Annotated in this window: 13 protein-coding genes; 6 read left to right on the top strand and 7 right to left on the bottom strand. The window is 60.3% G+C overall.

The window, feature by feature from the left end:
- Window positions 1-44: 44 nt before the first annotated feature.
- Window positions 45-1613: a 2-polyprenylphenol 6-hydroxylase gene (gene ubiB / locus ACP0KA_RS10350; protein ID WP_424628707.1), complete on the bottom strand. Its 1569-nt coding sequence runs from the start codon at window positions 1611-1613 to the stop codon at window positions 45-47.
- Window positions 1610-2371, bottom strand: coding sequence for a bifunctional demethylmenaquinone methyltransferase/2-methoxy-6-polyprenyl-1,4-benzoquinol methylase UbiE (gene ubiE / locus ACP0KA_RS10345; protein WP_424628706.1), 762 nt, complete (start codon window positions 2369-2371; stop codon window positions 1610-1612). The genes ubiB and ubiE overlap by 4 nt, the downstream gene beginning before the upstream one ends.
- A 152-nt stretch (window positions 2372-2523) precedes the next feature.
- On the opposite strand from ubiE, the gene ACP0KA_RS10340 reads away from it, so the two are divergent.
- Together ACP0KA_RS10340 and mutM are read left to right on the top strand one after the other, a co-directional pair.
- Entirely contained in the window at window positions 2524-2904 is a 381-nt protein-coding gene (locus ACP0KA_RS10340) for a glyoxalase superfamily protein (protein ID WP_424628705.1), read from the top strand.
- A gap of 15 nt (window positions 2905-2919) precedes the next feature.
- The gene (mutM, locus tag ACP0KA_RS10335; RefSeq protein WP_424628704.1) at window positions 2920-3801 is read left to right on the top strand and encodes a bifunctional DNA-formamidopyrimidine glycosylase/DNA-(apurinic or apyrimidinic site) lyase; all 882 of its coding nucleotides are present in this window, start codon (window positions 2920-2922) and stop codon (window positions 3799-3801) included.
- Between the two features lie 66 nt (window positions 3802-3867).
- Here mutM and ACP0KA_RS10330 read toward each other — a convergent pair whose 3' ends face one another.
- Complete coding sequence (locus ACP0KA_RS10330) at window positions 3868-5235, bottom strand: peptidoglycan-binding protein (RefSeq protein WP_424628703.1); 1368 nt, start codon at window positions 5233-5235, stop codon at window positions 3868-3870.
- 143 nt (window positions 5236-5378) lie between these two features.
- On the opposite strand from ACP0KA_RS10330, the gene ACP0KA_RS10325 reads away from it, so the two are divergent.
- On the top strand, window positions 5379-6176 hold the full coding sequence (locus ACP0KA_RS10325; RefSeq protein ID WP_424628702.1) for a HesA/MoeB/ThiF family protein: 798 nt from the start codon (window positions 5379-5381) through the stop codon (window positions 6174-6176).
- Window positions 6177-6236: 60 nt separating this feature from the next.
- Here the strand turns inward: ACP0KA_RS10325 and ACP0KA_RS10320 are convergent, their stop codons facing one another.
- On the bottom strand, window positions 6237-7889 hold the full coding sequence (locus tag ACP0KA_RS10320) for an NADP-dependent glyceraldehyde-3-phosphate dehydrogenase (RefSeq protein ID WP_424628701.1): 1653 nt from the start codon (window positions 7887-7889) through the stop codon (window positions 6237-6239).
- Window positions 7890-7989: 100 nt separating this feature from the next.
- Entirely contained in the window at window positions 7990-8994 is a 1005-nt protein-coding gene (locus ACP0KA_RS10315; RefSeq protein WP_424628700.1) for an aldo/keto reductase, read from the bottom strand.
- A gap of 120 nt (window positions 8995-9114) precedes the next feature.
- Here ACP0KA_RS10315 and ACP0KA_RS10310 point away from each other — a divergent pair, with 120 nt between their 5' ends.
- On the top strand, window positions 9115-10035 hold the full coding sequence (locus ACP0KA_RS10310) for a LysR family transcriptional regulator (protein WP_424628699.1): 921 nt from the start codon (window positions 9115-9117) through the stop codon (window positions 10033-10035).
- On the opposite strand, the gene ACP0KA_RS10305 is transcribed toward ACP0KA_RS10310, so the two are convergent.
- Window positions 10036-11040 carry a 2-hydroxyacid dehydrogenase gene (locus ACP0KA_RS10305; protein WP_424631552.1) on the bottom strand — a complete coding sequence of 335 codons (1005 nt, stop codon included), beginning with the start codon at window positions 11038-11040 and terminating at the stop codon, window positions 10036-10038. It lies immediately after the preceding gene.
- Between the two features lie 284 nt (window positions 11041-11324).
- Between ACP0KA_RS10305 and ACP0KA_RS10300 the strand changes: the two genes are divergently transcribed.
- Window positions 11325-11852, top strand: coding sequence for an SH3 domain-containing protein (locus ACP0KA_RS10300; RefSeq protein WP_424628698.1), 528 nt, complete (start codon window positions 11325-11327; stop codon window positions 11850-11852).
- Window positions 11853-11937: 85 nt separating this feature from the next.
- Here ACP0KA_RS10300 and irrA read toward each other — a convergent pair whose 3' ends face one another.
- Complete coding sequence (irrA, locus tag ACP0KA_RS10295; protein WP_424628697.1) at window positions 11938-12420, bottom strand: iron response transcriptional regulator IrrA; 483 nt, start codon at window positions 12418-12420, stop codon at window positions 11938-11940.
- A 219-nt stretch (window positions 12421-12639) separates the two neighbouring features.
- Here irrA and fabA point away from each other — a divergent pair, with 219 nt between their 5' ends.
- Window positions 12640-13170, top strand: a complete 531-nt coding sequence (gene fabA / locus ACP0KA_RS10290) for a 3-hydroxyacyl-[acyl-carrier-protein] dehydratase FabA (RefSeq protein ID WP_424628696.1) — start codon at window positions 12640-12642, stop codon at window positions 13168-13170.
- The last annotated feature ends 19 nt before the right edge of the window (window positions 13171-13189 follow it).

Below are 13189 nucleotides of genomic sequence, written 5' to 3'. Positions count from 1 at the left end.
GCCAATGATATCATTGCAATCAAATGATGACTGCAATGATATCATTACTTGATGCTCCAGAGAATGCCGAGAAAGGTCAGCGCGATGACCCACAGCGCCGCGGTCTGCCAGCGGTTGCGCTTGGCTTCGGCGGCGCCGATGGCGGCCACGGTTTCGGGTGACAAGACCAAGCCGTTGCGGGTCATGGTGTCGAACTGCTCGAGGACCGCGACCGAGCGTGCTGCGATGGATGGCAGGTCCGACAGCACCCGGCCCAGCGCGCCCGCGCCGTGCATGGCGCCCTGGATCTTGCCGAGCGGACCGAGATTGCGTTCGATCCATTCACGCACCACAGGATCGGCCGTGGTCCAGATATCGAGCTTCGGGTCGAAGCCGCGCGCCACGCCCTCGACCACGACCATGGTCTTCTGCAGCAGGATCAGTTCGGGCCGGGTGCGCATGTCGAACAGCGCCGTGACCTCGAGCAGCAGCGACAGCAGTTTCGCCATCGAGATTTCATCGGCCGCCCGGTTGTGAATCGGCTCGCCGATAGCGCGGATAGCTTGGGCGAAATTCTCCACCGAGTGATGGGCCGGCACATAGCCGGCTTCAAAATGCACTTCCGCGACCCGGCGATAATTCCGCGTGATGAAGCCCAGCAAAATCTCCGCGAGGAACTGCCGCTCCTTCAGGCCCAATCGTCCCATGATGCCGAAATCGACCGCCACGAGTCGTCCGGCGTCGTCGACGAACAGATTGCCGGGGTGCATGTCGGCATGGAAAAAGCCGTCCCGCAGGGCATGGCGCAGGAAATTCTGGATCACCTTGCGGCCAAGGTCGGGCAGGTCGACGCCGGCAGCTTCGAGCTTCTTGCGGTCGTTCAGCGCGATGCCGTCGATCCACTCAAGCGTCAGCACATGATGCGTGGTGCGATCCCAGTCTACCGCCGGCACGCGAAATTCGCGGTCGTCGCGGGTGTTTTCGGCCATCTCGGAGAGGGCGGCGGCCTCTAACCGCAAATCCATCTCCATCGCGACCGAGCGCGCCAGCGTGTCGACAATCTCGACAAGTCGCAGTCGTCTCGCTTCCGAGAACATGGCTTCGGCATGGCGGGCCGCGAACAGCAGCGAACTGAGGTCATGGCGGAAGCGGCTGCTGACGTTAGGACGCAGCACCTTCACGGCGACTGTCTTGCGGACGCCGTCTTTCTCGATCTCGGCACCATGCACCTGTGCGATCGATGCCGCCGCGACCGATTCGCCGAAACTTGCAAACACCTGTGACAAGGGCTTGCCGAACGCGGCGGCCACCACGGCTTCTGCCTGTGCCTGAGGGAATGGAGGCAGCCGATCCTGAAGATTCTCGAGATCCTGCGCCATCGCGACACCGACCACGTCGGGGCGGGTGGCGAGGAACTGGCCGAGTTTGACGTATGTCGGACCAAGCCGCGTCAGGGCGCGTGACAGGCGGCCGCTGGTGGCGGCGCCACGTCGCTCGATCAGCCGCGCGATACGAACGGCGAATTGAGCCTGCGGCGGCAGCGTCGAGACATCGGCGAAACCGAACACGCCCTCGCGTGCGAACACATAGAGGGCGCGTGTCAGCCGCGCGGTGTGAATGAGTGCAGCGATCACAAACGCCAGCCTGAATGCAGCGCGACGATGCCGCCGGACATGATGTCGTATTTGACGCGGGAGAATCCGGCGTCACGGATCATCTCCGCAAACGCGTTGGGCCTCGGAAACTTCCGGATCGATTCGACGAGGTAGCGATAGGACTCGGCATCGCCGGTCACCGCACGGCCGATCTGCGGAATGACGTTGAACGAAAACAGGTCATAGATCTTGTCGAGGCCTGGGACGTCCACGGATGAGAACTCCAGGCACAGGAAGCGCGATCCGGGTTTCAGCACCCGATAGGCTTCCTGAAGCGCGAGCGGAATGCGCGGCACGTTGCGGATGCCGAACGCGATGGTGTAGGCGTCGAAACTCTTGTCGGAAAACGCCAGCGTCTCGGCATTGCCTTCAACGAACGAGACCCGATCGTCGAGATGCTGTGTCTGCGCGCGCTCGCGTCCCACCGCCAGCATCTCGGCGTTGATGTCGCAGACCGTGGCGTGGAAGCCGTATCCCGAGGCCTTGGCCGCGCGGAAGGAAATATCCCCGGTCCCGCCGGCGACATCGAGCAGGGTGAAGGGTGCATCCGTGCGCGGAGGATTGAGCGCGGTGATCATCGCCTCTTTCCAGAGCCGATGCATTCCGCCCGACATCAAGTCGTTCATCAGGTCGTAGCGCCTGGCCACGCTGTGAAACACGTCGTTCACCAGCGTCTGCTTTTCGCCGAGATTGACATCCCGGAAGCCAAAATGCGTCGTTCCGTCAGGCCGTTCCATGCTGTTTCAATTCCAAGAGCGCTTTTGCGGCGGGACCATAGCCTGTCGCGCCGTGACGCGCTACATACCTTGCCGCTGCGCGTCATTCGGGCTCCGGATGGCGTCAAGGTTAACGCGACAAATCGTCTGCCGGTTGCCTTAAGGAATGGCCGATGTCCATCGAGTTCAGCCGTGTGATCCCGACCTTGCGGATGTTCGATGTCCTCAAAGCACGGGAATTTTATCTGGATTATCTCGGCTTCACCGTCGATTTCGAGCACCGGTTTGAGCCGGCGCTGCCGCTGTTCATGCAGATATCGCGCAGCGGCGCCCGGCTTTACATCAGCGAGCACCATGGTGACGGGTCACCGGGCGTTCATGTCAACATCGAAACGGCGGGACTTGCCGAATATCACGCCGAATTGGCCGCCAAGGGCTACAACTACATGCGGCCGGGTCTGGTGGAGCAACCTTGGGGCGCGACGACCATGACCGTGTACGATCCGTTTTCCAATCACATCATTTTCAGCGAAGCGTCGAAGGACGGATCGTGACGTCAAGGACTGCCGATGCCTGAGTTGCCCGAGGTCGAAACCGTGCGCCGCGGTTTGCAGCCGGTGATGGAAGGCGTGCGAATTGCCCGGGTCGAGACACGCCGCGGCGACCTGCGTTTTCCGTTCCAGAAGGATTTCACAGCACGGCTGGACGGTAAGGTGGTGACGAGCCTCGGCCGGCGGGCGAAATATCTCATGGCCGATCTTGAGACTGGCGACGTCCTGCTGATGCATCTCGGCATGTCGGGATCGTTCCGCGTCGCGCTTCCTGCGGGCGAGACCACACCGGGCGATTTTCATTATCCGCGCAGCGAGGACCGGACTCACGACCATGTGGTGTTTCACATGGCATCGGGTGCAACCGTTTCCTTCAATGATCCGCGGCGCTTCGGTTACATGAAGGTTATTCCCCGGATTGAGGTCGACACCGAACCGCTGTTGCGCGGCCTCGGTCCTGAGCCGCTGGGAAACGAGTTTGATGCCTCGATGCTGGCCCGCGCCTGCGCAAGCAAGAAGACGTCGCTGAAAGCTGCGTTGCTTGATCAGCGTGTGGTCGCAGGTCTCGGCAACATCTATGTCTGCGAGGCGTTGTTTCGTGCGCATCTGTCGCCAAAGCGACTGGCGTCGACCTTGGCGACAAAAACTGGCGCGCCGAACGATCATGCCAGGCGGCTCGTCGCCGCCATTCATGCGGTCCTGAACGCTGCGATCAAGGCGGGTGGGTCGTCGCTGCGCGATCATCGTCAGACCGACGGTGAGCTCGGGTACTTCCAGCATTCATTTCAGGTGTACGATCGCGAGGGCGAGCCGTGCAAAACGGCGAAATGCAGCGGCATCGTCAAGCGCTTCACACAGAACGGCCGCTCGACCTTCTGGTGCCCCAAGTGCCAGAAGTGAAGTGTCAAAAGTAACGCCTCAGAGATAATGAAGCGTCAGAACGGACGATCGGAACGGGTTTCCGATTTATTTCCTGATGCAGATCACCCGCAGCAGCGATGCTTTCGCATCGGGTTGACTTGATGGCGCAGTGACATCGTTGCTTTTCAGAAATCGTCGGACGGTATCGGCCGACACCAGCAATGCCTGCGCGGGCACTGGCCCTCCACTTGGTCCGGCGACCACTGCAGGCTTCAGCCGCGCGATGCCGGCGAAACTTCCATCGCTGTCGACGGCTGCCGCGCCGGAGAACCCAAGTCCCGGTTCAGGCGACAGGGTGATATTCGTTCCGACCGGCGTCACCACGGCCGTGTGATTTGTCACAGCTGAACGCCCGGCCTGATTTTGCGGATCGGCGATCCCAAAAACGCTGACATGCGGCTTCGTCGCGCCGCTGCTCGCCATTCCCAGCGGCTTCAAATCGCTGACGCCGTAGATATGAATCAGCGCAAGTTCACTGTCCTTGTCCTGGGCGATGCGCGCCGCATTCCCATACGCGGGCACGACGATGGTGTCGCAGGCTTCCGTCGCCTGACGGTCCACCAGAATGGCACCGTCTGAGCTGACAACGATACCGGTCGAATACTCGATCTTCTTACGGGGCGGTGGACCCGGTTGCGCGACCAGCGTTGGGAACGGATTGAATGCGCTCGACATCGCCACGATGACCGGCGCCATGGTGCCGTCGGTGGCTTGATCGTACAGGACGGTCAAAATACGAACCTCGTCGCTCTTGGTCTGGCCGCGAATGTAGAATTTCTTCAGCCCCTGAGTGCCTGCAAGCACGAAGAAATCAGGTTTGACCACGCTGTAAGTGACCTTGCGGCCCGCGACTTTCTTTTCCTTGTCGGCCACGGTGGCGGTGGTGGCTGCCGCCTCCTTGCGCCGCGCCAACTCGACCTGGATGGCGCCGGTGGCGGACGACCATTTGGTGCCGTTGACGTCGCTGACCACCTGCGTCAGCAGCTTCTTGGGCAACCCGACGCGCGAACCGGTAAGCGGATCGGTCATGACCGTCCAGCCGACATTGTCCCGGAGCTTCTTGGCCTCGGCGTTGAGGGCGCTGCGCTCTTGCGGCGTCAGCGAGCCGGTGGCGGTGGTCTTGTGGTTTTTCTGGAATGTCTTGATCGCCGCGCCCAGACGCTCGCTCGCCTCGCCATTGATCACACCGTTATAGAGGTTGATCCATGCCAGATCCGACTGGATCGCCAGCCGTTCGCCTTGCTCCTTGGCCTTGGCGGCGGCATCGGCTGTCGTCGCCACCGACCCGTCGGGGCGGATCGGCACGGTTGCGATCGGCTTGGGCGTGATATCCGACCGCTTTAAGGGAGTTTGCGCCGCCGCAGGGCCGAGCATGGCGGTCATCATCAATGCTGTGGCGAACGGCAATTTCATGATTAATCTCATAGTGAGCAATGACGACAGTATATGCACAGGTGGTTTGTCCGCGACAGTCGCGGAATGGTTCGATCTGTGTGACTAGAATTAGTCCGCGGGGTGCAAGGCCGCGCGACAAGTGACGGGCGGGTGATATTCGCATGCTGACTTCCGAGGAACTGGAGCGCTACGCGCGCCATATTGTGATGCGCGAGGTCGGCGGTCCGGGTCAGGCGGCGCTGAAGGCCGCGCGTGTGCTGGTGATCGGCGCGGGTGGTCTCGGTGCCCCCTCGCTGATGTATCTCGCGGCAGCAGGGGTCGGCACGCTAGGTGTCGTTGACAATGACACCGTGTCGCTGTCGAATCTGCAACGGCAGATCATTCACGCGACGCCTGACATTGGACGTCCCAAAGTCGACAGCGCGGCAGACAGGATTCTTGCGCTCAATCCGCACGTCACGCTTCGCACCCATGCCACGCGGCTCAACGCCGCAAACGCACTCGAGATCATCGGCAATTACGATGTTGTTCTCGATGGGTCGGACAATTTCACCACGCGCTATCTGGTTTCCGACGCCTGCTTCCTGGCGAAGAAGACGCTGATCGCGGGCGCGCTTGGCGTGTTCGATGCATCGCTAACCACGATCCGTGCGGGTGCGGCGGACGATGGGAAAGTCTATCCGACCTATCGATGCCTGTTTCCGGAAGCGCCGCCGCCGGGCACCACGCCGACCTGCGAAGAAGCGGGCGTGCTTGGCGCCCTTGCCGGTGTGCTGGGCTCAATGATGGCGTTGGAAGCGATCCGCGAGATCGTCGGGTTCGGCGAAAGCCTCGTTGGTCGTCTGGTGATGATTGATGCGCGGGCCATGCGATTCGAGACGCTGCGCTACGGCCGCGACCCGTCGAATCCATTGAATGGCGACAATCCGACCATCCGGGATTTGAGCGGGCACAAATAACTCCTCGCGGTCTTTTGTCGAGAGACAGAAGACCGCATGTGATTCATCAGCGACCGGATTTTAGAAAATGAATCCCGTGTTGATGAATTTCGAGTCGTGGTTCTGCACGATGCTGTCCAGCAGCTTTTTGCTGGCGTCGGTCTGCTTGGCTGCGATCATCGAGCGGATCGAGAATGAGCGCAGCGCATCGGTGACGGACAGCGTGCCTTCCGCGGAATCCTTGCGGCCGGTGAACGGAAAGATGTCCGGACCGCGCTGGCACTGGCAGTTGATGTTGACCCGGCAGACCTGATTGACGAGCGGATCAACCAACGCGCCGATCATCTCGGGGCTTGACGAGAAAATACTGACCTGCTGGCCGTGTTCGGATGTGATGACGTAATCGAGCGCGGTTTCGAGTTCCTCGAACGGCATCACCGGAACGACTGGCCCGAACTGTTCCTCCCGATGGAGCTTCATGCCCTCGCGAACCGGATAGACAATTGCCGGATAGAACAGCGTGTCGCAGTGGGTGCCGCCATCGGCATTGACGATGCGAGCGCCTTTGGCGACGGCGTCATCGACGCATTGGGTCATGTACGCTGTTTTGTCCGGCTCGGGCAGGGGCGTAATGTTCACGCTCTTGTCCCACGGCATGCCGATCTTGAGCTTCGCGAGTTCTTCGGAAAATCGTTTGAGGAATTTGTCCACGATTGACTGATGCACAATCAGCATCTTCAGAGCGGTACAGCGCTGACCGTTGAAGGACAGCGCGCCGAGCAAACATTCTTTCACCGCAAGCTCAATATCCGCATCAGCCAGCACGATCGCGGCGTTCTTGGCATCGAGGCCGAGAATGGCACGCAGCCGGTTGGCTTTTGGATGGAGTTTTTTCAGGTGGTCGGCCACCTTGCTTGAGCCGATCAGCGTCAAAGTGTTCACCTTGCCTGATCCCAGAAGATACGGGACCACCTCGGCGCCGCTGCCGTAGACGGTGTTGATGACGCCTTTGGGAAACGCGCTGCGGAAGGCTTCAAGCAATGGCGCGAACAACAGGATGCCGAATTTTGGCGGTTTGAACAGCAGCGTGTTGCCCATGATCAAAGCGGGAATCAACGTCGCGAAGGTCTCATTGAGCGGATAATTATAGGGTCCCATGCACAACACGACGCCAAGCGGCGTGCGACGAATTTGACCGATGGTCCCTTCGACGACCATGAAGCGCGATGAATTGTTGTCGAGATCACGCAGTGCGTCGATGGTTGCCTTGATGTAGTCGACGGTGCGGTCGAATTCCTTTTCCGAATCGGAAAAGCTTTTGCCGATTTCCCACATCAGCAGTTTGACCACCTCGTCGCGGCGAGCGACCATTTGCTTGGTGAAGTCTTGCATGCAGGCGATGCGTTCCGCCACGCTCATGGTCGGCCAGACGCCGCGCCCGCTGTCATAGGCCGCAACCGCAGCGGCCAGTGCGTCTTCCGCTTCTGGAAGGCCGCCATGGGGAACGCTGCCGAGTTCGACCGATGTCAGGTTGTCGCCCTCACGAATGCGGATCGGCGAGATCACTGGCTGGGTATGCCCGCGCCACGGCTTCAGTTCGCCCGCCACAAGCGTGGTGCGTTGATGCAGCGGCGCGCCGAGGCGGTGCTCGGAGGGAATGTCACTGGCTTTTGGAAACAGGCTTCTGAGAAATTGCTGGTCAACCACGGCGTACCCTTTCGACCACATGGGCATGATCGCATCATCATAGGGCAACGCGGCAACAATAGGATGTCGGCCAAGATAGCAGCATTGCACCACGATCGGGTTCGAGCCGATCGTGGTGCAACGGGTCTCAGGCGTGCACGGCTCTCTCGCTGTCCATGTGGGCAAGGGCTGCGTCCGCATAACGGCCGCCGGCGACATCTTGCGGCGAGACGGCTGTGGTCAAAGCGCGCAGCTCTTCGGTTGAAAGCTTTACATCGAGCGCGCCGAGCGCTTCCTCCAGGCGCTCACGATGCCGAGCGCCGATGAGAGGGACAATGTCCGTTCCCTGTGCCAGCACCCATGCAATTGCAAGCTGGGCCACGGAGACGCCCATCTCGCTGGCAATGGCGCGAAGGCGTTCCACCAGTGTCAGGTTGGTCTCGAGATTCGTGCCCTGGAAACGTGGGCTCGTGGCGCGGAAATCTTTCTCGATGACACGAGAGCTGGTCCAGTGACCGCTGATCAGGCCGCGTGACAGAACGCCATAAGCCGTGATGCCGATCCCGAGTTCACGGCAGGTTGCCAGAATGTCGTTTTCGATGCCGCGGGAGATCAGGGAATATTCGATCTGCAGATCGACGATCGGATGGACGGCGTGGGCGCGACGGATTGTTTCACTGCCGACTTCGGACAAGCCGATGTGCCGGACGATTCCGGCCTTCACGAGATCCGCGATGGCGCCGATGGTGTCTTCGATCGGCACGGCGGGATCGAGACGCGCCGGCCGGTAGATGTCGATGTAATCGGTGCCGAGGCGTTGCAGCGAGTAGGCCACAAAATTCTTCACGGCGATCGGCCGGTTGTCGAGGCCTGTCCACCCGGCTGCAGGATCGCGTAAGCCGCCGAATTTGACGCTGATCAGGACATCATCACGGTTTCGTCCTTTCAGCGCTTCGTTGATGAGAAGCTCGTTATGGCCCATGCCGTAGAAGTCGCCGGTGTCGAGAAGATTCATGCCGGCGTCGAGTGCCGCATGCAGCGTGGCGATGCTCTCGGTGCGGTTGGCGGGTCCGTACATGTCCGACATGCCCATGCAGCCGAGGCCGAGCCGCGATACCATGGGGCCGCTTTTGCCAAGTTTGAAACTGTCCATCTGTTTTGCTCCTCAAATGCAGCGCGGTCATGCAGGCGCTGCTGACGGGGCAAATATCGCGCGACGGCATTGAATCGATAAGCTGGACAATTTTGAATGAGCTGTTCACTATATTGAACAATGAAGGATTTCGATCTTCGTGACCTCGACGCATTTCTCGCAGTCGCCCGTGCCCGAAATTTCCGACGGGCTGCGGTGGAGCAGCACGTCTCCGTCTCGAGCCTGAGCCAGCGGCTGCGCGCTTTGGAAGAGCGCCTCGGCATCCGGTTGATGAACCGGACGACTCGCAGCGTTGGCCTCACCGAAGCCGGCGAGTTGCTGCTGTCGCAAATTGGTCCGGCGATGGGCAATATCGGCGAGGCGCTGGAGCAGGTGCGTGGCCTGCGCGAGACACCGTCCGGCCGCCTGCGCATCAACGCGCCGATTCCAACGGTCGAGCTTGTCCTTGCGCCGATGGTGACACCATTCCTGCAGCGCTATCCGCAAATCGAGCTGGAGATTGTCGGCGAGACGTCGCTCATCGACATCGTCAAGGGAGGTTTCGACGCAGGGGTGCGATTCGGCGAGCATCTGGCGCAGGACATGATTGCCGTGCCGCTTGGGCCGCCGGAGCGCTATGCCGTGGTGGCGTCGTCCGAGCTTGTGGCCGCGCGCGGCAAACCGAAGCATCCCGAGGAGCTGCTTGACCTGCCTTGCATCCTGACCCGTTTTCCCAGCGGGGCTCTGCTCGAATGGGAATTCGAGAAAGCCGGACGCGTGATCAAGCTGACCCCGCCGGCAACTCTCATTGGAACAACGCCCGCGCTCATGCTGCGAGCTGCCATGGATGGGCTGGGATTCGCGATGACGTTCGAAGGATGGGTCCGCGATGCGGTCAAGAACGGATCGCTGATTAGTGTGCTGGACGACTGGTGCCCGCCGTTCCCGGGACCGTTCCTTTACTACCCCAGCCGCCGTCAACCGCCGCCGGCGTTGCGCGCCTTCATTGCGTTCGTTGCGGAGTGGCGAAAGCTGGAAAAACGAAAATCGCGCCGGGCGTAACTAGCCAATGCCGGGCAGCACACGATCGGGTGGGCGGTGGCCGTCGAGGAAGGTGCGGATGTTGATCATCACCTTGTCGCCCATCTCGATGCGGCCTTCGAGCGTGGCCGAGCCCATGTGCGGAAGCAGCACGACCTTGCCAGCCTTGGCCAACCGGACGAGCTTGGGATTGACGGCGGGCTCGTGCTCGAACACGTCCAGCGCCGCGCCGCCGATTTCACCGCTTTCGAGCAGCTTGGTGAGCGTCGCCTCGTCGATAACTTCACCGCGCGCGGTGTTGATGATGTAGGCGTCCTTGCGGATCAATTTCAGCCGGCGCGCGGACAGCAGATGGAACGTGGCCGGCGTGTGCGGACAGTTCACCGAGATGAAATCCATCCGCGCCAGCATCTGATCGAGGCTGTCCCAGTAAGTTGCGCCCAACTCTTCTTCGATCTGTGGGGCGACCGGTTTGCGGTTGTGATAGTGGATCTGCAAGCCGAAGGCGTGCGCGCGGCGAGCGACAGCCTGGCCGATGCGTCCCATGCCGATGATGCCGAGGCGCTTGCCGCCGATGCGGTGGCCCAGCATCCATGTCGGGGACCACCCCTGCCAATCGTCGTTGCCTGAGGTGAGAATCGATGCGCCTTCCACCAATCGGCGCGGCACGGCCAGAAGCAACGCCATGGTCATGTCGGCGGTGTCTTCAGTGAGGACCTTCGGCGTGTTGGTCACGGTGATGCTGCGCGCGTGTGCCGCGGCGACATCGATGTTGTCGACGCCATTTCCGAAATTCGCGATCAGCTTGAGGCGCGCTTCCGGCTGGTTGAGGATGTCGGCGGTGATTTCATCGGAAACGGTGGGAACCAGGATATCCGCTGTGCGGACCGCCTCGGCGAGTTGCTCAGCTGTCATCGGCGTATCATCGAGATTGAGGCGGGTGTCGAAAAGCTCGCGCATGCGAGTCTCGGTGGTGTCCGGCAATCGGCGGGTCACAACTACCAGAGGCTTTTTCTTACCCGAGATCATTCTCTCGTTAATTCCTTGAGATTTCCACGTAACCGAATGCTTCCGTCTGCGCCGTTCAGTCCACATTAACCGGCTTGCATGAAGGTGGAAATTCGATGCCGGTCAGGGAAGCTTTGTACAGCATTTCAGGCGGTTGGCCTTGGGACTCTCTCTAGCAGAAGGCCGCGCCAAGACAAGAACCCGCAAGTTCCACATGCGGGGCGGTCAGCAGCGGGGTTGTCGCAGGGGTCGGACAGGCAGCGGGACGGGGGCGCTTGGGGGCGTGGTGTAGGGATAGCGTAATGGGGTTGAAGTCGAGTTTTGCGTCGCTGGTGGCAGTCGGCACCTTGTGGACTGCAATGTGCACCGTGGGTATCGCCGCCAAGGATATGCCGCCGACGGCGAGCGGCTTGCCGGTGCCGCGTTACGTCAGCCTGAAGTCCGATCATGTGAACGTGCGTGCCGGTCCGACCAAAGATCAGGACGTTACCTGGATTTACACTCGCGCAGGCCTGCCGGTGGAAATCACCGCGGAGTTCGAGAATTGGCGCCGCGTCAGGGATTCGGAAGGCTCGGAAGGCTGGGTTTATCACTCGCTGCTGTCGGGAAAGCGAACCGCGGTCGTGACGATGAAAAACAAGAACGACCTTGCGTCGATCTATGACAGCGCTGATGCGAAAAGTGCTGTTGCAGCGCGGTTGCAGGCCGGCGTTGTCGCGCAGGTCAAGCGCTGCAATGATGGATGGTGCCGGATTACAGGCGACGGTTTCGACGGCTGGATCGAACAGCAGCGGCTGTGGGGCGTCTACGCCGACGAAAAGGTCAACTGACGTTTCGCGAGTTTTTTGCTGTAAAATCAAACGCGCGGGCTTTTCAACCCGCGCGATCAAAACTCAGAACAATCTGAAATAACGGTCAGCGCTTCTTGCGCAGACGCACGACCATATCGATGCGGCTGATCTCGTAGCCTTCCGGCACATCCGGCATCTTCTGCAATACGAGATTCGGGTCCGGGATATCGACCAGCTCGTGATTGCCTTCCATGTAGAAATGATGGTGAGCGCTGGTGTTGGTATCGAAGTAAGTCTTGGTGCCGTCCACGCTGACCTGACGAAGCAGCCCGGCCTCAGTCAGCTGGTTGAGCGTGTTGTAGACAGTCGCAAGCGACACCGGCACCTTGGCGTGGGTGGCTTCTTCGTAGAGCATTTCCGCCGTCAGATGGCGTCCGCCCTTGCCGAACAGCAGCCAGCCCAAAGCCATGCGCTGGCGCGTGGGACGCAAACCGACCGATTGCAGCATCTCATTGACGTCATGCCACGGACAGCCGGTCAGCATCGGCGCATGGCTATGCCCGTGCGCCTCGTTATGATCCTTATCCATGGTCGTCAGATCGTTCATCAAGATCACTCAACACTACGAAGGCCCAAATGGGCCCGGAAAATCCTGTTATCCAGACTATAAGAAAAGATGCAGTTACATGCAAGTTTTTCGCAACTAGAACAGCTGTGAAGCGCTTTAAAAATGGCTCGATTTCCCCGGTTCCGGGCCACTTTGACCCCTGCTGTAGCTATGTTAGGAGGTCATCAACCACTCTAACCCCGAAATTGAGGTCCCCAAATGAAAGATCGCCAAGCCAGCTATACCTATGAAGAATTGCTGGCCTGCGGTCGCGGTGAGCTATTTGGGCCCGGCAACGCGCAATTGCCACTGCCGCCGATGCTGATGTTCGATCGCATTACGGAAATTAACGATACCGGCGGAGAATTCGGCAAAGGCCTGGTTCGCGCGGAGCTCGACGTCAATTCAGACCTTTGGTTCTTTGGATGCCATTTCAAAGGTGATCCCGTCATGCCGGGCTGCCTGGGGCTCGATGCGTTGTGGCAGATGGTGGGATTTTTTCTTGGCTGGACAGGTGGCGCGGGACGCGGCCGTGCGCTTGGCCTTGGCGATCTGAAGTTTGCAGGCCAAGTGCTGCCGAACATCACCAAGGTTGTGTACAACATCGACATCAAGCGCGTGATCCGCTCAAAGCTGGTGCTTGGCGTTGCCGACGGGTGGCTTTCATCTGACGGCGAGATTATCTATCGCGCCAAGGACTTGAAGGTAGGACTGTTCCGGCAGGATGCCGCAATGCAACCGGGAACATGATGCAGGGCTGCTTCATTGG

The sequence above is a fragment of the Bradyrhizobium sp. SYSU BS000235 genome, from assembly GCF_049747295.1.
GTDB lineage: Bacteria > Pseudomonadota > Alphaproteobacteria > Rhizobiales > Xanthobacteraceae > Afipia.
Note: the sequence above shows the minus strand (reverse complement) of the source record. Positions and strands in the feature narration are given on the sequence as shown.